Source organism: Nocardia sp. FBN12 (genome assembly GCF_054031145.1).
In genome coordinates this window covers 2,458,612-2,480,964 of the sequence record NZ_CM132926.1, presented here as the reverse complement: position 1 = coordinate 2,480,964, position 22,353 = coordinate 2,458,612, and the positions used below count along the sequence as shown (strand labels likewise).

20 protein-coding genes are annotated in these 22,353 nt (G+C 68.0%); 13 read left to right on the top strand and 7 right to left on the bottom strand.

All coding sequences use genetic code 11. The features are described 5' to 3' along the window. The first annotated feature begins 83 nt into the window (after positions 1–83). The 6 genes from ACWZHB_RS12020 to ACWZHB_RS11995 are packed head-to-tail and all read left to right on the top strand — an operon-like array spanning position 84 to position 4,477. A complete protein-coding gene (locus ACWZHB_RS12020) occupies positions 84–386 on the top strand; it encodes an urease subunit gamma (RefSeq protein WP_427908018.1) in 303 nt (100 codons plus the stop codon). Beyond that, positions 383–667: an urease subunit beta gene (gene ureB, locus ACWZHB_RS12015; RefSeq protein WP_427908017.1), complete on the top strand. Its 285-nt coding sequence runs from the start codon at positions 383–385 to the stop codon at positions 665–667. Before ACWZHB_RS12020 ends, ureB begins: the two co-directional genes overlap by 4 nt. After that, complete coding sequence (locus ACWZHB_RS12010; RefSeq protein ID WP_427908016.1) at positions 664–2,373, top strand: urease subunit alpha; 1,710 nt, start codon at positions 664–666, stop codon at positions 2,371–2,373. The genes ureB and ACWZHB_RS12010 overlap by 4 nt, the downstream gene beginning before the upstream one ends. Before the next feature lie 5 nt (positions 2,374–2,378). Continuing rightward, entirely contained in the window at positions 2,379–3,035 is a 657-nt protein-coding gene (locus ACWZHB_RS12005; RefSeq protein ID WP_427909143.1) for an urease accessory protein UreF, read from the top strand. Beyond that, positions 3,028–3,750 carry an urease accessory protein UreG gene (gene ureG, locus ACWZHB_RS12000; RefSeq protein WP_427908015.1) on the top strand — a complete coding sequence of 241 codons (723 nt, stop codon included), beginning with the start codon at positions 3,028–3,030 and terminating at the stop codon, positions 3,748–3,750. Before ACWZHB_RS12005 ends, ureG begins: the two co-directional genes overlap by 8 nt. A gap of 40 nt (positions 3,751–3,790) precedes the next feature. Beyond that, positions 3,791–4,477: an urease accessory protein UreD gene (locus tag ACWZHB_RS11995; protein ID WP_427908014.1), complete on the top strand. Its 687-nt coding sequence runs from the start codon at positions 3,791–3,793 to the stop codon at positions 4,475–4,477. Between the two features lie 2 nt (positions 4,478–4,479). On the opposite strand, the gene ACWZHB_RS11990 is transcribed toward ACWZHB_RS11995, so the two are convergent. Both ACWZHB_RS11990 and ilvD read right to left on the bottom strand, forming a co-directional pair. Beyond that, positions 4,480–5,772 carry a DUF1576 domain-containing protein gene (locus tag ACWZHB_RS11990; RefSeq protein WP_427908013.1) on the bottom strand — a complete coding sequence of 431 codons (1,293 nt, stop codon included), beginning with the start codon at positions 5,770–5,772 and terminating at the stop codon, positions 4,480–4,482. A 219-nt stretch (positions 5,773–5,991) separates the two neighbouring features. After that, positions 5,992–7,683, bottom strand: coding sequence for a dihydroxy-acid dehydratase (gene ilvD / locus ACWZHB_RS11985; RefSeq protein ID WP_427908012.1), 1,692 nt, complete (start codon positions 7,681–7,683; stop codon positions 5,992–5,994). 59 nt (positions 7,684–7,742) lie between these two features. On the opposite strand from ilvD, the gene ACWZHB_RS11980 reads away from it, so the two are divergent. Further along, entirely contained in the window at positions 7,743–9,002 is a 1,260-nt protein-coding gene (locus ACWZHB_RS11980) for a hypothetical protein (protein ID WP_427908011.1), read from the top strand. Here ACWZHB_RS11980 and ACWZHB_RS11975 read toward each other — a convergent pair. Further along, entirely contained in the window at positions 8,980–10,266 is a 1,287-nt protein-coding gene (locus ACWZHB_RS11975; RefSeq protein ID WP_427908010.1) for an MFS transporter, read from the bottom strand. The two genes, ACWZHB_RS11980 and ACWZHB_RS11975, sit on opposite strands and share 23 nt — an antisense overlap. A gap of 107 nt (positions 10,267–10,373) precedes the next feature. Between ACWZHB_RS11975 and ACWZHB_RS11970 the strand changes: the two genes are divergently transcribed. Then, a complete protein-coding gene (locus ACWZHB_RS11970) occupies positions 10,374–10,964 on the top strand; it encodes a TetR/AcrR family transcriptional regulator (RefSeq protein WP_427908009.1) in 591 nt (196 codons plus the stop codon). Positions 10,965–11,007: 43 nt separating this feature from the next. Here ACWZHB_RS11970 and ACWZHB_RS11965 read toward each other — a convergent pair whose 3' ends face one another. Both ACWZHB_RS11965 and ACWZHB_RS11960 read right to left on the bottom strand, forming a co-directional pair. Further along, positions 11,008–11,988: a fatty acid desaturase family protein gene (locus tag ACWZHB_RS11965; RefSeq protein WP_427908008.1), complete on the bottom strand. Its 981-nt coding sequence runs from the start codon at positions 11,986–11,988 to the stop codon at positions 11,008–11,010. A 150-nt stretch (positions 11,989–12,138) separates the two neighbouring features. Continuing rightward, entirely contained in the window at positions 12,139–12,429 is a 291-nt protein-coding gene (locus ACWZHB_RS11960) for a hypothetical protein (protein WP_427908007.1), read from the bottom strand. A gap of 292 nt (positions 12,430–12,721) precedes the next feature. Here ACWZHB_RS11960 and ACWZHB_RS11955 point away from each other — a divergent pair, with 292 nt between their 5' ends. From ACWZHB_RS11955 to ACWZHB_RS11940, 4 genes are all read left to right on the top strand, one after another. After that, a complete protein-coding gene (locus tag ACWZHB_RS11955) occupies positions 12,722–13,666 on the top strand; it encodes an RNA polymerase subunit sigma-70 (RefSeq protein ID WP_427908006.1) in 945 nt (314 codons plus the stop codon). A gap of 103 nt (positions 13,667–13,769) precedes the next feature. Further along, entirely contained in the window at positions 13,770–14,192 is a 423-nt protein-coding gene (locus ACWZHB_RS11950) for a YybH family protein (protein ID WP_427908005.1), read from the top strand. A gap of 358 nt (positions 14,193–14,550) precedes the next feature. After that, the gene (gene rph, locus ACWZHB_RS11945; protein ID WP_427908004.1) at positions 14,551–17,145 is read left to right on the top strand and encodes a rifamycin-inactivating phosphotransferase; all 2,595 of its coding nucleotides are present in this window, start codon (positions 14,551–14,553) and stop codon (positions 17,143–17,145) included. A gap of 164 nt (positions 17,146–17,309) precedes the next feature. Further along, positions 17,310–18,230 carry a D-alanyl-D-alanine carboxypeptidase family protein gene (locus ACWZHB_RS11940; protein ID WP_427908003.1) on the top strand — a complete coding sequence of 307 codons (921 nt, stop codon included), beginning with the start codon at positions 17,310–17,312 and terminating at the stop codon, positions 18,228–18,230. Positions 18,231–18,337: 107 nt separating this feature from the next. On the opposite strand, the gene ACWZHB_RS11935 is transcribed toward ACWZHB_RS11940, so the two are convergent. Next, positions 18,338–19,348 carry a glutathione S-transferase family protein gene (locus ACWZHB_RS11935; protein ID WP_427908002.1) on the bottom strand — a complete coding sequence of 337 codons (1,011 nt, stop codon included), beginning with the start codon at positions 19,346–19,348 and terminating at the stop codon, positions 18,338–18,340. Positions 19,349–19,465: 117 nt separating this feature from the next. Here ACWZHB_RS11935 and ACWZHB_RS11930 point away from each other — a divergent pair, with 117 nt between their 5' ends. Then, positions 19,466–21,034 (top strand): MFS transporter, encoded by a 1,569-nt coding sequence (locus ACWZHB_RS11930; RefSeq protein ID WP_427908001.1) that lies wholly within the window; start codon positions 19,466–19,468, stop codon positions 21,032–21,034. A 2-nt stretch (positions 21,035–21,036) separates the two neighbouring features. Here the strand turns inward: ACWZHB_RS11930 and ACWZHB_RS11925 are convergent, their stop codons facing one another. After that, a complete protein-coding gene (locus ACWZHB_RS11925) occupies positions 21,037–22,338 on the bottom strand; it encodes a QsdR family transcriptional regulator (protein ID WP_427908000.1) in 1,302 nt (433 codons plus the stop codon). Positions 22,339–22,353 lie beyond the last annotated feature (15 nt).

The following is a 22,353-nucleotide window of genomic DNA, read 5'->3' as shown; positions in this document are numbered from 1 at the left end:
TCGGCGGCGGAGCCGACATCGGTTGATAGAGTGCCCGAACGCAGGTTGTGGGTGTTGGTCTCCAGAGATCGGAACAGCTCGATATGCGATTGAATCCTTCGGATACCGAAAAGCTGCTGCTCAGCGTCGCCGGTATGGTCGCGCGCGATCGGCACGAGCGTGGCGTGAAGCTCAACTATCCCGAGACGGTGGCGTTGCTGTCGTGCTGGGCGATCGAACGTGCTCGTGAGGGCAGGTCGGTGGCGGAGGTGATGAGCGCGGGGCGCCAGGTGCTGACCAGAGGCGATGTCATGGACGGCATTCCGGAAATGGTCGGTGACGTGCAGGTCGAGGCGACTTTTCCCGACGGCCGCAAACTCGTCACGATCACCGAGCCGATCCAATGATTCCGGGCGAGTACCGATTCGGCGACGACAAGCTGCCGGATGAAAACAGCCGGGCCCGGGTCAGTGTGGTGATGGTGAACACGGGCGATCGACCGATCCAGATCGGTTCGCATCTCCATCTGCCGGAAGCGAATGCGGCGCTGTCGTTCGACCGTGCCGTGACCACCGGCTACCACCTCGATATCCAGGCCGGCACCTCTGTCCGTTTCGAACCCGGCGTGAGCCGCACCGTGACGTGCAGGCAGTTCGGTGGCAGCTTCGGCCGAAAGGACGCGCGGTGAACGCGATCTCACGGGACCGATCCGCCCAGCTGTTCGGGCCGACCACGGGCGATCAGATCCGGCTCGGTGACACCGATGTGTGGATCGAGGTCGAGCAGGACCGCACCAACCGTCACGACGCGGTCGTCTTCGGCGGCGGCAAGACGATTCGCGACGGTATGGGGCAGGGGCGGGTCAGCCGGGAGCAGGGCGCGCTCGATGTGGTGGTGACCAACGTGATCGTGCTCGACCACTGGGGGATCGTCAAAGCGGACGTCGGAATCCGTGACGGGCGCATCGCCGGGGTCGGCCGGGCGGGCAACAGCGAGATCATGGACGGTATAGATCCCGGGATGGAGATCGGGCCGAGTACCGATGTCATCGCCGGGGAAGGCTACATCCTGACCGCGGGCGCAGTGGACACCCACGTGCATTTCCTCTCCGAGATCGAGGTGCGCGAGGGCATCGCGGCAGGCACGACCACCATGATCGGCGGCGGCGCGGGCCCGACGAAAGGCACGAAGGCGACCTCGGTGACTCCGGGGGCGTGGGCGTTGACGATGATCCACCGCGCGCTGGACGAATTGCCGGTCAATATCCTGCTTTTCGGCAAGGGCAGCACCGCCGGCCGGCAAGCGTTGCGCGAGGACGCACTGGCGGGAGCGGGTGGATACAAGATCCACGAGGACTGGGGTGCCGCACCGCCGGTGATCGATGCCGCCCTGCGCGCGGCCGACGAGTTCGGTCTGCAGGTCGCCCTGCACAGCGACAGCCTCAACGAAACCGGCTACGTCCAGGAGACGATCGACGCGATCGGGGGCCGCGGCATCCACGCGTTCCATTCCGAAGGCGCGGGCGGCGGTCACGCACCCGACATCATGGTGCTCGCCGGTCAACCGAATGTGCTTCCCGCGTCGACGAATCCGACGATGCCATACACGGTCAACACCGTCGACGAGCACCTGGACATGCTGATCGTCTGCCACGCGCTCAATCCGAAAGTGCCCGAGGATCTGGCGTTCGCCGAATCACGCATCCGCGCGACCACCATGGCCGCCGAGGACGTCCTGCACGACATCGGCGCCATCTCGATCATGTCCAGCGACGGCCAGGCGATGGGCCGGATCGGCGAGATGATCTGCCGCACCTGGCAGACCGCGCACGTGATGAAAACCCGGTTCGGCCGCGGTGATTCGGCGCTGCCCGCCGACAACGAGCGCGCTCGCCGCTATGTCGCCAAGTACACGATCTGCCCGGCGGTGGCGCACGGTGTCGATCACGAGGTCGGCTCGGTGGAGACGGGCAAGATCGCCGATCTCGTGTTGTGGAAGCCCGCGTTCTTCGGGATCCGGCCCGAGGCGGTCATCAAGGCGGGCGCCGTCGTCGCCGGGCCGCTCGGTGACCCGAGCGCGTCGATCACCACGCCGCAACCGGTGCTGATGCGTCCCGGGCTGGCCGCGCACGGCGCGGCCGCCGCGCACCTGTCGACGACGTGGGTGGCGCCGATCGCCCTTGACACCGGCCTCGCTCAGCGTCTCGGTCTGACGCGCAGGTTGGCGGCGGTCCGTCCCACCCGCGAGATCGGGAAGAAGGACCTGCCGCGCAACAACACGCTGCCCCGGATCGAGGTCGACGCGGAAACCTTCGTGGTCTCGATCGACGGCGCACCGGTGCAGCCGCAACCCGCGATCGAACTGCCGCTCGCCCAACGCTACCTGCTGTTTTGACCGGTGTGGCCGGCTTGCTGCTGGCCGACGGGCGGCTGCCCACCGGCGGTCACGCGCATTCCGCCGGGCTCGAACCGGCGTTGCGCGCCGGACTCGCACCGGCCGAGATCCCGCGCTACCTGCGGGCCCGGCTGCACACCGTGGGCCGGGTCGAGGCGGCGACCGCGGTTCTCGCGCGGCGCGCCGCGGTCGGCGAGATCACCGTCGACCTGGCTCAGCTGCAGGCGGCCTACGACGCGCGGACATCCAGCGCCGCACTGCGGGCGGCATCGGCGCAACTGGGCCGTGGTCTCTCGCGGCTCGCCCTGCGGCTGTGGCCGGACGCACCGCCGATCGGCGCACTGGCGGCGATGGCGGCACCGTGCCGACCGGTCGCCCTCGGCGTCGTCGCGGCGGTCGCGGGACTCGACGACATCCAGACCGCGCGGACCGCGCTCTACGACGACCTGCAGACCGCCGCGTGCGCCGCGCCCAAGCTGATCCCCATCGACCCGATCGAGCCGGTCCGGTGGGTGCTCGACCTGGGTGAGGCCGTCGAACGCGTCGGCGCGCTCGCCGTCACCGTCACGGGGACGGCTGATCTGCCCGTACTCACGGCACCGCTGGTCGAGCAGTGGTCGCTGGAACATTCGCATCGACAAAGGAGGATCTTCCATGCCTGAGACGACCGATCAACCGATGCGGCCGCTGCGTCTGGGGGTGGCCGGGCCCGTCGGAACCGGCAAGAGCACGCTGATCGCGACCCTGTGCCGACGGCTGGCCGCCGACTTGCAGATGGCAGTGGTCACCAACGACATCTACACCGACGAGGACGCGCGACTGCTGCGTGCCGCGGGCGTGCTGCCGGTCGAACGGATCGTCGCGGTGGAGACCGGCGCCTGCCCGCACACTGCGATCCGCGACGACGTGACCCCCAACCTGCTGGCGGTCGAGGATCTCGAAAAGCAGTTCGCGCCTTTGGATCTCGTGCTGGTCGAAAGTGGCGGCGACAACCTCACCGCCACGTTCAGCCCGGCCCTGGTCGACGCACAGGTGTTCTGTATCGATGTCGCGGGCGGGGGAGACGTCGCCCGCAAAGGCGGGCCGGGGATCGAACGCGCGGATCTGCTGGTGATCAACAAGACCGATCTCGGGCCGCATGTGGAGGTCGATCCCGATCAGATGGTGCGTGACGCCGCCGCCGTCCGTGGTGGACTGCCGGTGATCGCGGTGAGCCAACGGGTTCCGGCCAGCATCGACGTCCTCGTCGACTGGGTGCTCGGCGTGCTGAGCGCCTACCGTGCGGGCACCTTGGTTCCAGGGGACCCTGGCCCGATGGCGCCGCACATCCACGCCGACCAGCACGACCATGACCACAATCACGTCCACGTGCACTGAACCGGTCACCGGCGTAGCCTCTCGCCCGACACGAATCTCGGTGCAGCCCCGTGGTTCCGGTGTCGCCGCGGTCGCGCTGGACGCCGGTGACTACCTCGTTCCGCGCCTGCTGGACACGCACGGACGGCACGCGCGGGTCGCGCTGGTCGGGCGTTGCGGCATGCTCGTGGCGGGCGACCGGCTCGAACTCGACATCACCGTCGGTCCCGGTGTCCATCTCGACCTCGTCGAACCCTCCGGCACCGTCGCGTACAACGCGCGCGGTGGGCAAGCGAGTTGGTCTGCGCGCGCCACGGTGGCCGAGGGCGCGACCCTGAGTTGGCTCGCCGCTCCGCTCGTCATCGCCACGGGAGCCGACCTCACTCGCGAGGTCGACATCACGCTCGCCGAAGGCGGGTGCGCGGTGCTGTCGGAACTGCTGGTGCTCGGTCGCAGTGGCGAAACCGGTGGTGCGTTGCGTTCTCGTCAGCACGTCACGCACGCCGGAATGCCGTTGCTCGTCGAGGAACTCGATCTCACCGACCCGGCAGCGCGCGACTTGCCCGGCATGCTGGGCGGGCTGCGCGTGGTCGGAACCGTCGCCGTGCTCGGGCGTCGACCCGCCGTACTGCCGGGGCCGCGCGCGACCTCGCTCGCCGGACCCGGTGCGCTGGCCCGCGTGCTCGGCGCGACGGCGCACACGATCGAGGACGAGATGAATTCGCTGTGGCAGGCGTGGCGGGTCTGACCTCAGGCCGCGGGGACGGGTGTGTCGGGTGTGTCGGCGGCCCGCCGCGGGTGCGCGAGGAACGCCGCGACCGGGGCAACCACGGCCGCGACGAAGCCGGCGGCGAACCCGTTGCCGTAGAGGTTGAGTCCTGCCACCAGCGCACCGGTGACCTGGGCGGTCGAGGCGTGGAAGAAGCCCGCGATCACACCCCAGTGCGGGCCGAACCGCCCGGCGATCGGCGCCAGACAGGTGCCGTATAGCGCTGCCCAGATCAGCCCCGGATCGGTCAGCTCGAACGGCTTGAGCAGTCCGGCCAAGGCGACACCGGCGACGATCGGAACGATGTTGAGCGCGTGTTTTCCGCACGCGCCGAACCCGACCACGCTGAGAATTCCCGCCACGACGGGCCCGTTGAGCGGCGCGCCGATGACCAGGACGTACGCCGTTGCCAGCGTGCCGATCACGGCCATATTGAGCAGCACCGCGCCCGCTCCGTCGCTCGCGAGGAAGTCCGACGGTGCCCGCCCGTCGCTGCGCAGGAGTCGACCGAGGTTGCGCCATGGTGTGCGGTCACCGACGAACGCGGCGGCGAGCACGCCGACCAGGAGGACGGCAAGCAGGATCAGCAACGGCGTGTCGTGGCCGGAAGTCCACACCATCTCCGGTTGCGGCCCGAGTCCGAACGCACGGTAGACCGAGACGATCACCGCGCCGACCACTCCGGCCACGAAACCCATGTTGTAGAGGGTGAATCCGGCATGCGCCTCGAAGAGCCTGCGCGCGACCGGCGGCATCACGAACCCGATCAGGACCGAGGTCGCCACGCCGAGGACGAGTCCGGCCCAGGTGGGCAGCGACGTGCCGAAAGCCAGCACCGAGAAGATCGGTGACAGCGCTGTGGCGAAGAACGCGGTGGAGACGTGGTCGGCCAATCGATCACCGCGAACCCAGGCGTACAGGGCGACACCCGCCAGAATCGGCCAGATATTGACCAGGGTCTTGCCGTACAGCGCGGTGCCGAGCACCAGCAGCAGGCACGCCACCGCGGGCCCGTCCACCGGCGCACCTGTCACCCGATAGATCGCACACGCCACCAAGGACACCAGTCCGGCTTGGACGAACGCCCCACCGAGCCCACCGACACCGACGAAATCGGTGATCACCAGATCGCGTGCGAACACGATGTCACCGACGCCGCGCAGTACCTGCCCCGGCGGGTCGGCAAGGAACCCGAACAGGACGAACGCGAGCGACATTCCCGCGACGACACAGAACAACACCCGTTGGTCGCGGTGACCGGCCGTGAGCTCCATGACTGGGTCCTCCTCCGCATCAGCACGCCTGCTCGCGTGTCGCAGCCCGTTCATCCTCTCTGCTCGGACGCCACATTGCGGTAACCGACGCGGCTTTCGCGCGGCCGCGATCATCGCGCGGTCGCGGGAGATATCGACAGCAGCAGTCTTGCCCAGGCTGGTGGACGGGGCCGCGCACCGAGACCGTGCCCGCGGACGCGATCGCCCTGGCCGAGCGGGTCAGCCGGTGACGGCGCCGTGCGCAGCCGAGCTGACGAGCTTGCGGTACTTCGACAGCACGCCCGAGGTGTACCGGGGTGGCAGCGGCTCCCAGCCGACCTTGCGCGCGGCGAGTTCGTTCTCGTCGATCTCGACGTCGAGGACGCGATTGGCGACGTCGAGCACGATCGGATCGCCGTCGCGGACGAAGGCGATCGGCCCGCCGTCCACGGCTTCGGGCGCGACATGCCCGACACACAAACCTGTTGTGCCGCCGGAGAATCGGCCGTCGGTGAGCAGCAGGACATCCTTGCCGAGACCTGCGCCCTTGATCGCGCCGGTGATGGCGAGCATCTCGCGCATGCCGGGGCCGCCCTTGGGGCCCTCGTTGCGGATGACGACCACATCGCCCGCCACGATCGTGCCGTCCTCGAGTGCGTTCATCGCCGCCCGTTCCCCGTCGAACACCCGCGCCGTGCCGCGGAAGACGTCGGAGTCGAAACCGGCGCTCTTCACCACGGCGCCTTCGGGTGCGAGCGAGCCGTGCAGGATGGTGAGTCCGCCCGTGCGGTGGATCGGCCGATCGAGGCGCCGGATGACATCACCGTCGAGGCCGAGTTCGATATGGGCGAGGTTCTCGGCCATGGTCGCGCCGGTGACGGTCATGACGTCGCCGTGCATGAGACCCGCGTCCAACAGGGCTTTCATCACGACCGGGATGCCGCCGACCTTGTCGACATCGTTCATCACGTAGCGGCCGAACGGTTTGAGATCGCCCAGGTGCGGCACTTTGTCACCGACCCGGTTGAAGTCGGCGAGGGTGAGGCCGACACCGGCCTCGCGCGCGATGGCCAGCAGATGCAGTACGGCGTTGGTCGACCCGCCGAGCGCCATGACGACGGTGATGGCGTTCTCGAACGCCTCCATCGTCATGATGTCGCGGGCCGTGATCCCCTTGCGCAGCAGCCCGACGACAGCCTCGCCGGACTTCTCGGCGTAGTCGTCGCGGCGACGATCCGGGGCAGGCGGGGCAGCCGATCCCGGCAGGCTCATGCCGAGAGCCTCGGCGGCCGAGGCCATGGTGTTGGCCGTGTACATGCCGCCACACGCGCCTTCACCCGGGCAGATCGCCCGCTCGATGCGATCGACCTCCGCCGGGGTGATCAGGCCCTTGATACAGGCGCCGACGGCCTCGAAAGCGTCGATGATGGTGACGTCCTTGCCGTCGATATTGCCCGGCAAGGTCGAGCCCGCGTAGAGGAAGACGCTCGCCAGATCGAGGCGCGCGGCGGCCATCAGCATGCCCGGCAGGCTCTTGTCGCAGCCTGCGAGCAGTACCGAACCGTCGAGGCGTTCCGCCATCATCACGGTCTCGACCGAATCGGCGATGATCTCGCGGCTGACCAGCGAGAAGTGCATCCCCTCGTGCCCCATCGAGATCCCGTCCGACACCGAGATCGTGCCGAACTCGAGTGGGTAGCCACCGCCGGCGTGGACGCCGCGTTTGACCGCCTTGGCCAGCCGGTCGAGCGAGAGATTGCACGGGGTGATCTCGTTCCAGCTGGAGGCCACGCCGATCTGCGGCTTGACCCAGTCCTCGTCACCCATCCCCACCGCGCGAAGCATGCCGCGAGCGGCAGTTTTCTCGAGTCCGTCGGTGACATCGCGCGAGCGCGGCTTGATGTCCACGGGCTGATCGGAGTCGTGTGCCATAGCGCCAGCCTACGAGCCCGGGCGGCGATATCGCTACGACGGCTGCGTTAGGCTCGGATATGGCCCGGCGGTCCGTTGTTCTCGGTGCGATGTTCAGCGCGATGTCGTTGCTGTGCGCGTGCACGCTGTTCGGCCGTGGCGAGAGCGACCCACCTGCCGCGCGAGATGCGGATGTGCTGGTGTCCGTCGGCGAGTCGCCGGGGTTCCTGGATGTCCGGCAAGTGGGAAGTCGGCGCGTACCGTTCTTCGAATTGCGCCGTGACGGTACGGTTTTCACCGATGTCGACGACGGCGCCGAGCAGAGCCTGTTCGGTGTCTACTGGGCGCGGCTCACCGGGGAAGGTATCGAACAGGTTCGTACGTGGTTCGACGACCTGTCGTTCAACGACGTCCATTACGAGGAGTTCTCGCCGCCGACGGACCAGCCGACCACGTCGGTGTACGCGAACTTCGATGGGCCGGTCGGCGTGTCGGTCTATGGCCTGGACACCGAGACCGGGTCGCGATCCGGCAACGGTGAGGTGCGCAGGTTGGCCGACGTGCTCGATCGCCTACGCGCCTTGCCCGACGACGAACAGCTCACCGAGCAGCGGCGTGCGCCGTACACGCCGACCGCCATCGACCTCACATTCCAGCCCGCGGCACCGGAGGACGGCGAACCACTGCCCGCCCCGACCGGTTGGCCGTTCCCTACGCCACTGACGCAGCGCCCCTTGGGTGTCGGCGGCTACGGGCGGGTGCTGTGCGCGACGATCGACGGCCACGAAGTGGCCACCGTTATCGAGCTGCTGTCCCGGCAAGACGAGGACACCCGCCCCCACTGGTCGACCGGTGCGGCACCGGGGACCGGGCAACCCACCTCGGTCTTCGTGACACCGAACGCGCTGCTGCGCGGTCAATCCGGTTGCAGCACAGCGGAATCGGCTTCACCGGCGAATCGCGTTGTCGTCGAACCGATTCAGGACGTGATGCTCGCCGATCCGGCAACCTGGAACGGCCCGTACCCGGCCGACCGATTCACCGCCGCCACCAGCCTGGAACTCTATGCCGCGGTACCGATTCTGATCCGCGACCTCGAGCGCAGAGCGGATATCGAGGACGCGAGCGGCACCAGCGACAGCACCGAACTTCACGTGCCGACCGGATCGACCCTCACCTGGTACGACTACCGGTTCGTCGCCGCCGAGGTGAACGGTGCCCGCTACATCGACCTCGAGGCCCACTATCAGGGCGGGAAGCCGGACCCGTGGGAGCCGCCGACCTGGCACGCCCGCATCGCCCTCGGCCCCGAAACCGTCACTGACCTCGACCTACGTTGACCACTTCGGGGGCGCGGTCGACCTTGTGCACCCGGCGTGCGGGGGTGTATGGATTTTCCGGGATCGGCGCGGGCGAATGTTGGCTGAGCGCACGGCGGGTCGCGGCGGCGAGCAGCAGCAGAACCACACCCGCGGTGACCGCGACCGAGAAGCCGTTGTCGGCGCCATAGGTGTCGATGATCGGTCCGGCGACGGCGGGCCCGATCGCGGTGCCGAGCCCGAGACCCGCGGTGGACCAGGTCAACGCCTCGGTGAGCGAGGCCGCGGGCGTGTTCCGTTCGATGAGTTGAGCCGCCATGATCATGGTGGGCGCGAAGAACGCGCCGGCGAAGAACACCGCGACGGACAGGCCGGCGATCGAGGAGACGAACAGCAGCGGCACGGTGGTCAGACCGGTGGCGACCAAGCCGATCCGCAACAGCCGACCCAGTGGCCAGGTGAGGGTCCGGGCGCCGAAGACGAACCCGGACAGGCACGACCCCGCCGCGTAGACCGACAGGACCACGCTTGCCAGCGCGGTGTCGCCCTGATGTTCGGCGAACGCCACCGACACCACGTCGACGGTGCCGATGATCACGCCCATCGCGGTCATGACGGCCACGACCGCGGCGACCGTCGGATGCGTCAGCACGCGCAACGCGGACGAGCCGCGGTCGCCGGGATCCGAGGTGGCGACCGGGGGTTCGGTGGTCCGCTGCCGGGTCAACCAGATGGTCCCGGCGAGCAGCGATATCGCCGCGGCCAGCAGACCCGCCTGCGGGAAGATCGCCACGCTGAGCCCGATCGCCACCGGCGGACCCAGGATGAACGACACTTCGTCGAGGACGGTCTCCCACGAGTACGCGGTGTGCACGTCCTGCGCGTCGTCGAGGAGATGACTCCACCGGGACCGCACCAGGGCCGGGGCGCTCGGGGTTATCCCGGCGAGGAGCGCGAACACGAACAGTAGGAGATCCGGTCCACCGACAACAGAGGTCACTACCAGGGCAGTGATCGCGGCGGCGCTCGACAGGGCCACCGGCAGGACCACCCGACCTTGCCCATACCGGTCGATCAGACGCGCGACCTGCGGAGTGGCCACCGCCGCGGCGAGCGCGTAGACGGCGGCGACCGCACCGGCGAGGGTGTAGCTGCCGTGGGTCTGGGCGATCGTCGCGATCACGCCGACCCCCACCATCGACAGCGGCATGCGCGCCAGCACTCCGGCAAAAATCATGGGCGCTGTGCCGGGTCTGGCGAACAGGGTTCGGTAACGGTGGAACATGGCAGGTCCTCACTGTCGGTGCGGCACACATGCATTCATTCACATACGGTGCGTATGCAAATGAAACGTAATTGGCATACGCCGCGTATGTCAATTATGGTGGTGTCATGACCAGGCGATCGCGCGCGCAGATGCTCGACGAGACCCGCCGACTGCTACTGGATGCTGCGCGGGAACACTTCGGCACCGTCGGATACGCCGCGACCTCGATGGACGAGCTGACCGCCTCGGCGGGTCTGACGCGCGGGGCGCTGTATCACCACTTCGGCGGCAAGACCGGCTTGTTCGCCGCTGTGGTGGCGGCCGTCGATGCCGAGATCGATGCCCAGCTCGAGGAGATCGGCCAACGCGCCGCCGATCCGCTCGATGAGCTGGCCCACCGCAGCGTGGCCTACATCGAGCTCACTCAGCGAACCGACGTGCAGCAGATCCTGTTCCAGGACGCGCCCTCGGTGCTGCCGCAGGACTCGGCGGCCGCCACGGCGGTCTGCATCGCCTCGATCGCCGCGCTGATCGACCGGTGCCGGAGCGTGGGGCTGCTCTCCTCGTCGGTGTCGCCGTCAGCACTGGCGGTACTGCTCAACGGTGCGCTCGTCGACGCTTCTCGCTGGGTCGCCGCCGCCGACCGAGACGAACAGGGCGCCCGACTCGTCCAGTCCTGCGACAGTGTCCGGCTTCTCGTCGCCAGTCTGCGCTGACGACGACCAGCGTCATGGCGGCTGACCGTTCGACCCGGCGAGATCAGGTCAGTTCGATCGGTCCGCGGAGCTGGCGGGCGACGGCGCTGAACCAGCCCAGGTGGTAGCGGCCGCCCTCGGCGTCGAATCGGGAGCGCAGTTCGTACCAGCGCAGGCCGGGGTGGCGGTGGTGCACGTCGTGCAGGGTGAAGTTGAGAGCGAAACGTTCGAGGATCCGGGGTAGGCGCAGATTCATTGCTGCCCTGGGTGATTCGAGGTCGGTGCCATAGTGGTAGGCGTTGTCGGAGAGCGAGATGATGAGCGCGCGGGCGCCGAGCGCGGCGAGCAGCATCCAGCCGTGGGCGCCGTAGGCGAGGAACGCGGCGGTGTGGACGACGATGATCGCGGCGGCATCGGTGCGGAATTTCCCCAGCACCACCGGCCGGGCGACGCGTTCGAGCACCAGACCGCCGATCGAATCGGGTGCCTCCGCGCGGCGTCCCAGCGCGCGAATGGCGCGTTCGGGCAGCGCCGCGAGCAGCAGCGCGATCACCTCGAGCAGGTAGAGGCCGCCGAACAGCGTGAGATAGAACGGGACAGCCGCGCGCTGCCTGCTGGTTTTCGCCGGATCATAGATCTCGCTGCGCTCACGGACCCGGCTGTAGCGATGGTGCAGCAGGTGGCCGACTTTCAGCATCGCGAACGGTGACCCGTACACCACTGCCAGAACGCGTCCGATCCGGTCGTTGTGCGTTCGATTCCGCAGTAGCGACCCGTGCACGGCCTCGTGGATCAACGACCAGAACGGTGTGGTGGTCAGCGCCAGCGGCACCAGGAGCCAGCCCCCATCGATGTCGCGCGGCAGCAACACCAGCGGGATCACGAACAGCTGGATCGCGGCGATTGTCAACGCCAGCACAATGAGCCGGATATTCATCAGGTCGCCGCCGACCGTTCGCGAGGCACCGGAGGAGCCCGGTCTGCGGGTTTCGGTCATGGTGCAGCGCCGCTCCGTGTAGATCAGCCAACACCTCGATCGTGCCATCACCGCACGGTCGGCGACAGGCCCGAAGGCGCGCTGTACCGGGAATTGGCCGAGAATTCAGAATCGGCTCCGCGAGCGGGCGCCCACCCGATGCCCGGCAGGGCTGTCGGGCCGTTCTTGCCGGACGGCAACGGGGTTGCGCAGTTCGCCCTAGTCCTGCTCGTCGGTATCCAGCGCGAGAATCGGCAGTCGGCTCACGGTCCAGGCCGCCAGTGCGGTGGACGCGAGTACGTGCACGAGATAGGCCGAGCACACCGGGCCGATGCCGTAGTCGCGCATCCACGCGCCGAGCGGAATCAACGCCACCAGGTCGAGGCCGAGCATCAGGATCGAGAGGAGCAGGGCAGGGGCGGCCCACGAGGGCGGTGCCGGGGCGATGGGACGCTCGCTCTCGACTGGAGTCGGCGCGAGCGGGGAATCGCAGTGATTCTCGGTGGCCATAGTGTCCTCACGGGCAGTGCCGGTGGATGCTGCCTACTTGCTGATCTGTCACTTATTCGAGGTCGCAGGCGGCTCGGATCGGCCCGGGAAGTGAAAACTTCGGCATCCGCAATCTGTCGGCAACATGAACAGGGCGGCCCGTCAGGCGGCCTCTCGGTGGTCGAGATCTGTTGTCCCACAAAGCAGCAACCCTCGCGATTCGACACGGATCGGAGTACCGGCGGACCGGGAGCCGACAGCGGTTCGGGTTTGCCACCGATGCCGGACGGGCGGCTGTGCAATGATCGGGAGGGTGGGCAGCGTCGATGATTCCGCCTCCGCTCGCGCCGAGTTCGACCGTCTCGTCGGCCCGCTGCGCGCGGAATTGCACGTGCACTGCTACCGATTCCTCGGCTCGGTCCACGACGCCGACGACGCGCTGCAGGAAGCGTTGCTGCGCGCGTGGCTCTCACGCGAGAATCTTGTCGATCCGCGCAAGTTCCGGCCGTGGCTGTACAAGATCGCCACCAATCGCTGCCTGACCATGCTCGACCGGCGCGGCCGACGCGAACTCCCGATGGACACCGCACCGGATTCGCCTGCGGCCGAACGGGTCTGGCTCGAACCGTATCCAGGCATCGGCGTGGGTGAGCCCGGACCGGAAGCCCGCTATACGGCGCGCGAGTCGGTGGAATTGGCGTTCGTGGCGATGGTCGGGCAACTGCCGGGGGTGCAGCGCGGTGCGTTGCTGCTGCGCGATGTTCTCGGATTCACCGCGAGTGAGACCGCCGAGCTGCTCGACGTGACCGTCGCCTCGGCCAACAGCGCCTTGCAACGCGCCCGCACCCGCCTCGAAGGGAGCACACCGTCGCAGGCGCCCGACGATCAGGACGTTCGTCGACTCGGCGAGCGCTATGCCGCTGCCTGGGAGGATGCCGATGTGGCCGGCATCGTCGCGCTGCTCGCCGCCGACGCCCGATACGCGATGCCACCGCGGCCCGAATGGTATGCCGGGCACGCCGCGATCCGGGACTTTCTGGTGGCAGGCCCATTGCACTGGCGCTGGCGCTTTCTGCCGACCGTGGCGAACGGCCAACCCGCGTTCGGCACCTACGGCTGGGATGCCGAGCGCTCGGTGTTCGCCGCGGTGGCGCTCGACGTGCTGACAGTGCGTGACGGCGCGATCACCGAGGTGGTGTCGTTCCTCGACCCGGCACTGTTTCGCCGATTCGCACTGCCCGCCGCCGTAGCCGGCTGATTTCCCGCCCGACGATTACTTCGGCACCTATCGCGGGGTCATACCGGTAGTGGGATATCCCCACCTGCCGAGCGCCGAGCTCGGCACACCGAAGGAGACCGTCATGTCGCATGCTGAAGCCCAGATCCGCACCCTGATCCACGAGTGGGCCGCGGCCGTCCGCGCCGGTGACCTCGACGCCGTGCTGGCCGATCACACCGCCGACATCGTCATGTTCGACGTACCGCCACCGCAGAACGGCGTCCGCGGCATCGACGCCTACCGCCGGACGTGGCCACCGTTCTTCACCTGGCTCGCGGGCGGCGCGGCCTTCGACATCGTCGAACTGGAGGTGCGAGCCGGCGCCGACGTCGCCTTCGCGCACGCCCTGCTCCGGTGCGGCTCACCGGAAGAGCTTGCCGCGGAACCGGATACCCGTCTGCGCCTCACCCTCGGCCTGCGCAAGGAAGGCACACGATGGGTGATCGCCCACGAACACCATTCGTTCCCGAACCGGGCCGTCGACCCGGCAACTGCGGTCGAGTAGACGCGCGCGCCGCACCGGACGGGGCTACCCGCGGGTCTGCCAGGTGCTGTCGAGCCGGATCAGCGGGACAGCCGCCGCCGCGAGGACTGCTCTGATCACGCAGACGGAGGTGAGCGCGGCTCCCGCCACCGGTCCGGCGCAGCCGGCGGCTGAAATACTCAGCCTCTTCGGCAAACACGATGAACGAATGCACGTGGGCGCCCGACCACAGCCCGAAGGGTGACACAGATCGGCAGATGACCAGCTACGAGGTGCTTCCCCCTTCACTGTATACACGATTCCGGGCCATCATGAGAGATTGATTCGTGGTCCATAATCGCTCGCGAAAGACCGAAACCACCAGGTGAGGAGCAGCGGGATGGCTTATGTACTCGGGTTCGGGGAGGTCGATTCCGCGCAGGTCGCGGTCGTGGGGGGCAAAGGAGCGAACCTCGGTGAGCTGTCGCGCGTCGGTGGTGTCGAGGTGCCTGCGGGATTCTGTGTGACGACGGCGGCATTCGCGCGGACGGTGGCGGCGGCGCTCGATGAGCGGATCGAGGAGTTGTCGCGGCTCGAGCCGGGGGATCGGGCGGGGATTTCCGCACTGAGCGCGGAGCTGCGGCGCACGGTCGAGGAGTTGGTGATTCCTGACGAGGTGGCGGCCGCGATCCTCGCCGCGCACGCTCGGCTCGGTATCGACGGCGCGTACGCCGTGCGGTCGAGTGCGACGGCCGAGGACATGCCGACCGCGTCGTTCGCGGGGCAGCAGGACACCTACCTGAATGTGGTGGGATCGGCGGCGATCCTCGAGCAGGTACGCCGGTGCTGGGGTTCGCTGTTCACCGAACGGGCCGTCACCTACCGGCTGCGAAATGGCATCGACCAGAAGAAGATTCAGATGGGTGTCGTCGTGCAGCGGATGGTTTTCGCGCGCGCCGCGGGCATCATGATGACGGCCGATCCGGTCACCTCCGACCGGACCGTCGTCTCCATCGACGCCGGTTTCGGTCTGGGGGAGGCGCTCGTCTCCGGACTCGTGAACGCCGACGTCTACCAGGTTCGTGCCGACCAGATCCTCACCAAGGTGATCGCCACGAAGAAGATCGCCATCGAGCCGATGTCGACGGGCGGCACGCGGGTGTGCGAGATCGCACCGGAGCGACGCAACGAGCCGGTGCTCGCCGATGCCGAGGTGCTGCGACTCGCGCAACTCGGCCGCCGCATCGAAGCGCATTTCGGTCGCCCACAGGACATCGAATGGTGTTGCGACGGTACCGAGTTCCGCATCGTCCAGAGCAGGCCGATCACCACCCTGTTCCCGATTCCCGTGGCCACCGACGGGCAGAACCACGTCTACGTGTCGGTCGGCCATCAGCAGATGATGACCGACGCGATGAAGCCGCTGGGGATCTCGGTCTGGCAGCTGACGAGCAATGCGCCCATGCGCGACGCGGGCGGGCGATTGTTCGTCGACGTCACCGCGATGGTGTCCTCGCCCGCCACCGGCGCCGCCCTGGCAGCCGGACTCGGCAAGTCCGATCCGCTGATGGGCGACGCCCTGCGGACCGTGCTCGACCGCGCCGGCTTCGTTCATCAAGTGCCAGAAGATGATTCGGGCGCACCGTCCGCGTCGTCGGGCAACGCGCCGGTGCCGATCGAGACCGATCCCGGCATCGTCACCGAATTGATCGCCGAGAGCGAGGCTTCGCTCGCGGCGCTGCAGCGTGACATCGGCGACCTGTCCGGGCCGGCGCTGCTCGATTTCATCCGGTCCGATATCGAAGGCGAGCTACGGCGGGTCCTGTTCGCGCCGCGGGGTTTACAGGTGATCATGGCCGCGATGGACGCCACGGAACAGCTCAACGATCGGCTCCGGGAATGGCTGGGGGAGAAGAACGCCGCCGACGCGCTCAGTCAGTCGATCCCCGGTAACGTGACTGCGGAAATGGGCCTGGCCCTGTTGGACGTCGCCGACGCGATCCGCCCGCACCCCGAGATGGTGGCCTACCTGGAGCAGATCGAGGACGACGATGTCCTGAACGAGTCGACCGGCTGTCCCGGCGAGGTCCGGACCGCGATCGAAGACTTTCTCGACAAATACGGAATGCGTTGCGCGGGTGAAATCGACATCACCAGGCCGCGGTGGAGCGAAAGCCCGGCCACCCTCGTGCCGGCAATCCTCGGCAATATCGAGAACTTCGGGCCGGGCGCGGGCACACAGCGCTTCCAAGACGGGCTACGTGACGCCGAGCAGCAGAAACAACGAATCCTGCAACGCCTGCGCGCACTCCATGACGGGGACGAGAAAGCCGCCGAGACCGAGCGATTGATCGCGCGCGTCCGCACGTTCGCCGGATATCGTGAGTACCCGAAGTACGGCATGGTCAGCCGCTACTTCGTCTACAAACAGGCATTGCTCCGCGAGGCCGAACGACTGGTGCAAGCCGGTGTGCTCAGCGAACCCCACGACATCTACTACCTGCGGTTCGATGAACTGCACGAGCTCGTTCGCGCACAGCGAGCGGACCAGACACTCGTCGACGAACGAAAAGACGCCTTCCGCTCGTATCAGCACCTCACCGCGCCGCGCGTGCTCACCTCCGACGGCGAGGCCCTGACCGGCGCGTACCGTCGCGAAGACCTGCCCGCCGGCGCACTGCCCGGTATGGCGGTGTCGGCCGGGACGATCGAAGGCCGCGCCCGTGTGCTCGCCGACATCGCCGAGGCCACGCTCGAATCCGGTGACATCCTGGTCACCGCCTATACCGACCCGAGCTGGACGCCACTGTTCGTCGGCATCGCGGGCCTTGTCACCGAAGTCGGCGGCCTGATGACCCACGGCGCGGTGATCGCCCGCGAATACGGCCTCCCCGCCGTGGTCGGCGTCGAACACGCCACCGACCTGATCCGCGACGGCCAGCGCATCCGGGTGAACGGCACCGACGGCTACGTCGAGATTCTCGCGCCACAGTAGGGGTGGCCGTGTTCGACGACTGAGGCGCACTGATGAGTAGCGACCTCGACGCGGTGGGCTGGAGCCACCAGTCCCTCCTCAATAGTTGGCCGAAATCGAGGGTTCTGCCGAATGTCGGCGGTTCAATCCCGCAGGTCGGCGAAATTGTGCGCCAGAATGTCGCCATGCGGACACTCGTGAAGACGTTGCATGCCGTCACTGCTGGGGTTCTGATCGTCGCTGCTGGTCACGGCGTTGCGGCGGCCGCGCCCACCGGGAGTGCTGATGGTCTGCTGCCGTGGGCGGCCGCGGGGCCGGACGGGGTGCAGGCGTCGGGTGCGGCGTTGGCGGAGGGGCTGACCGGGACGGTGGTGTGGTCACGGGAGGCGAACACCCCGGTCCCGATCGCCAGTATCGCGAAGGTGATGACGGCAGTGGTCGTGATCGTCTCCGGCGACCTCGAGCGGCCCGTGACGGTGCCGCAGGAGGCAGGCGCCTACTGCGCCAGGGAGAACGGCAGCACCGCGGGGCTGGTTCCCGGCGAGGTGCTCACGGCCCGGCAATTGCTGTACGCGCTGCTCCTGCCGTCCGGCTGCGACGCCGCCTACACCGTCGCCGAGTCGTTCGGCCCCGGTCAGGGCGGTTTCCTCGCCAGAATGAACGACACCGCGCGCGTGATGGGCTTGGCGGGAACGCATTTCAGTGACCCGGCCGGTATGCCGTACCCCACCGATCACTCCACCTATTCCACCCCGGCGGATCTCGTGGCACTGGGCGTGCGCGCGATGAACCTGCCGGTGTTCCGCGAGATCGTCGGTTCGAGAAACTTCCACGTGCCCGCCGGACCCGCCAACCGCGAGCACCACTGGGAAACAACGAACCGGATGTTCGATGAGTATCCCGGCACCATCGGGATCAAAACCGGCAACACCAACGCCGCGGGCCACTGCCTGCTGTTCGAGACGGTGCGCGCGGGCATCCCGCTGATCGGCGTGGTGCTGCACAGTTCCGACCACAGCAGCGCCGCGGCGCGCGACGACGCGGCACGCATGCTGAACTGGGCCTACGACCCCATCCTGCGTGTCCTGCAACCGGCCGGCGGCTGAGGATCGCGCGGAGTTCGAGAATCAGATGCGAACGCGCGGTGGGGCTTTGATGAGTGCGTTGCCGCAGGACTCCGAAGGCACCTCGACCGATTACCCGCTGTACTGCGTCAGTCGATCGCGGGAACCTGTTCGGCGGGCAACGGCGGTGGTGGCGGTGTGCCGTCGCCGAATGGGCGGCCACCCAGTTCCTCGCGGTGGTGCGGGGTCAGCCAATTCGACAGGTCAGGACCCGCCGGGATGATTCCGGTGGGGTTGATGTCGCGGTGCACGACGTAGTAATGCTCTTTGATCTGGCCGAAGTCGATGGTGTCGCCGAAGCCGGGGGTCTGGAACAGGTCGCGAGCGTAAGCCCACAGCACCGGCATCTCGCTGAGTTTGGTGCGGTTGCATTTGAAATGACCGTGATACACGGGGTCGAACCGGACCAGCGTGGTGAACAGCCGCACGTCGGCCTCGGTGATGGTGTCGCCGACGAGGTAGCGCTGGCCACGCAGCCGTACGGTGAGTCGGTCCAGCGCCGCGAAGAGCCGGACGTAGGCAGCGTTGTAGGCCGCTTGATCACCGGCGAAACCGCACCGGTAGACGCCGTTGTTGATGTCGCGGAACACTTCTCGGTTGATCTCGTCGATCTGTCCGCGCAGCGATTCGGGATACAGCCGCGGCGCTCCCGGCCGGTGGTAGGCGGTCCATTCGGTCGAGAAATCGAGGGTCATCTGCGCGTAGTCGTTGGTGACGACCTGTCCGGTCGCGATGTCGACCACCGCGGGCACGGTGATCCCGCGCGGATAGTCCGGGAACCGCGCCAGATAGGCATCGCGCAGCCGAGGAATGCCGAGGACCGGATCGACCTCGCCGGGATCCAGATCGAAAGTCCAGCTGAGCTTGTCATGCGTGGGCCCGCACAGTCCGAGCGACAACACCGATTCCAGCCCGAGCAGCCTGCGCACGATCAACGTGCGATTGGCCCAAGGACAGGCTCTCGCCGCGACGAGCCGGTACCAACCGGGCTCGACGGAGTAGCCGTCACGGCCATCGGCGGTGATCCGCGTGGTGATGTAGTTGGTGTCGCGGCGAAACTCGCCCGCCTCGACATAAGTGCCCGCACCGGCATCGCTCACCATCCCAGTCTCGCATATTCGCGGACCGAATTCGTTGGGCGAGCGTTCACCTGGCGGTGGTCGGCTTACGTCTGGCGCGCCGGTGAACCCACCAGTAGCGTGTGCCCGGTGATACCGATGGACAAAGCGCCGGGCGGGGCGGCGCGTCCGCGCATCGCTCTGACGGCCGTTGCTGTAGTGGTGTTCGTGACGTTCCTCGACACCACGGTCGTGAGTGTGGCGCTGGGGGATATCCGGCGCGATCTGAGTGCCGATGTGACCATGCTGCAGTGGGTGGTCAACGCCTACACCGTCGTCTTCGCCGGGCTGATGCTGGCGGGCGGATCGCTCGGCGACCGGTGGGGACGCAAGCGGGTGATGATCGTCGGGCTGGTGATCTTCGGCGTGGGGTCGGTGGTTTCGGCGCTGGCGAGCAGCGTCGCGGTGCTCATCGCCGGGCGCGCGATCATGGGCCTGGGGGCCGCGGCGTCGGAGCCGGGGACCCTGTCGGTGCTGCGCCACGTTTTCCCGGATGATCGCGCTCGCGCCAAGGCGATCGGCGTGTGGGCGGCGGTGTCGGGTCTCGCGCTCGCGGCGGGGCCGGTGCTGGGTGGCGTGCTGGTCCACGCGTACGGCTGGCGCTCGATCTTCTGGTTCAACCTGGTGATCGCCGCGGTGGCGCTGGTCGCCGCGCTGTGGTCGATCCCCGAAAGCGCCGACCCACGTCCCGAGCCGATCGACTGGGCCGGTGCCGTGCTCGGCGCGGCGGCCTTCGGCTCGGTGATCTATGCCGCGATCCTCGGTCAGGATCAGGGCTACGCCGCGCCCGCGGTGCTCGCGCTGTTCGTGTTCGGTGCCGTGGCGCTGGCCGCCTTCGTCGCCGTCGAAACGCGAGCACGCGCACCCATGCTCGACTTCCGCTACCTGCGACTGCCCGCGGTGCGCAGTGCGCTGGTGGTCGCCTTCGCCGTCTACTTCGGAATCTTCTCGATCTTCTTCTTCACCGCGCTGTATCTGCAAGTGATGCAGTCGTATTCGGGTGCGCGTACCGCGGCGATCTTCGCCCCGATGGCCGCCACGATCGTGATCGGGTCACTGGTCGCGGGCTGGTGGGTGGGGCGGCGCGGAGCCCGTGCCCCCATGATCCTCGGTTGTGTCGTCGGTGCGGGCGGGATCCTGCTGACCCGCTACATGTTGTCCGGTGAACTGCACGACCCGTCGATCGCGGCCGCGATGGGGGTGGCGGGTTTCGGCTTCGGCATCGCGGTGGTCCCGCTGACCTCGGCGGTGATGTCGGGTGTCCCTGCCGAACACTCGGGAATGGCCGCCGCCGTGACCAACACGATGCGCCAGGTCGGCTCGGCCTTCGGCGTGGCGGTGCTCGGTGCGCTGGTGAGCGGATTCCTCTCCGCGGACCTGAAGGCGCGGATGAACGAGTTGGGTCTGCCGACGTCACTCCAGCCCGACGCCATCCAAGCCGTGGAACTCGGCAAGATACCCGAGGGCGTCGACATCGGCCCGTATCTGAAGTATCTGTCGAAGGTGTCCGAGGTCCTCAACACCGGCAAGGTCGCCTTCCATCACGGCCTCGACGTGGCCCTGCTCGTGTCGGCGCTGATGATCCTCGCCGCGGCGGCTTTCACCGCACTCGATGCGCCGCGCGGCCGGAAGGACTCACCCGCCCGTCCCACGAGCGAAGCGGTCTGAACTCACGGACCGCCAACCGGGGCGGCGACGCCGAGCAGGGTCGTCTGCACTTGCAGGAGGTGGTCGATGTCGCCTTCGACATCAGCGACAGCGTTGCTGTAGAGAAAGCTCTCGCCGAGTCGCACGAGGGCGAAAGCCAAAGTGGTTCGGTCGATCGGCGGTCGATATCCGTCCTGTTCCTGGGCGCGCTGGATGAGCCGTTCGACCAGCCGAACGCTGCCGCGGTGGACCGGTCCGTCTGTCTGCGTGACGAGGCGGAGGGCGGCCGGTGCTTCGTTCTGGAGATAGGTGCGCAGCGCCGGGTCGGCGGCCAAGCGGCGTAGCGTCCGATCGAAGATCTCGGAGATACGGTGGGCGCCGCGGCTGGTGCAGCGGCTGTCGATGGTGGTGATCACGTGTTCGAACTGGCGGGCGATGACGACGCCGAGCAGGTCTTCTCTGGTGCCGAATCGGCGGTAGATCGTGGTACGGCTGATTCCGAGCTCGGTGGCCACCGCGTGCAATTCGAGCCGTTCGCCGCGGAGGAACATGCGGATCGCCGTATCGAGCACGTCATTGCGAGGGGTTGCGGGGGAGGGCTGTGGCGGAGTTCGGTCGGCGGTCGGCGCAGTCGGCTCAGCAGGGCGCGACGGTGCAGCGGGTTCGGCGTCGGCATCGACGGCTCGCACAGCAGCGGGGTCGAGGTGGCGCATCGCCGCGACGATGATCGAGATCGTCAGATTCGCGGCCGCCGTGAAGTCGAGGTCTTGTGCGAGCGCTTGCTGCACGCCACGCACGCCGATATCGGTGATCGCCGCCGCGCAGAAATCGGCGCTTGCGCCCCACTCCAGGTCGGCGCCACCGTATTCGTGCCGGATCAATTCGGCGACGGTGTCGGTCACCGATCGGATCGTGGCGGCCCGCACTTCGTGTGAACGCCCCGCCGTCGGCGCCCCGAACAGCACGTGGAAGCCCTCGGCGTGGGTGGCGGCGAAGTCGAACAGCGCGCGCGTCGTGGTCGCGACGTGCCGGTCGAGATCGAAACCCTGTGCGCGCCGGTAGCTTTCCCGCATCCACTCGAGCAGGCGCGACGCCTCACGGCGCACACACGCGTCGAAGAGCTGCTCCTTGGTTCCGAAATGCGCGTACAGCGTCGGTTTGGAGGTTTCGGCCGCGACGGCCAGCTGCTCCATGGTGACGTCGTCGAAGCCGAGCGTGGCGAATACCGACAGAACTCCGTCGAGCAGCGTGTCGTCGGACGGCCGCACCGCCGTGGATCGGCGGCGCGGCCGGGGCTCGGCCGGCTCCGGATCGGACCTGGTCATGATGCAGCAGACTAC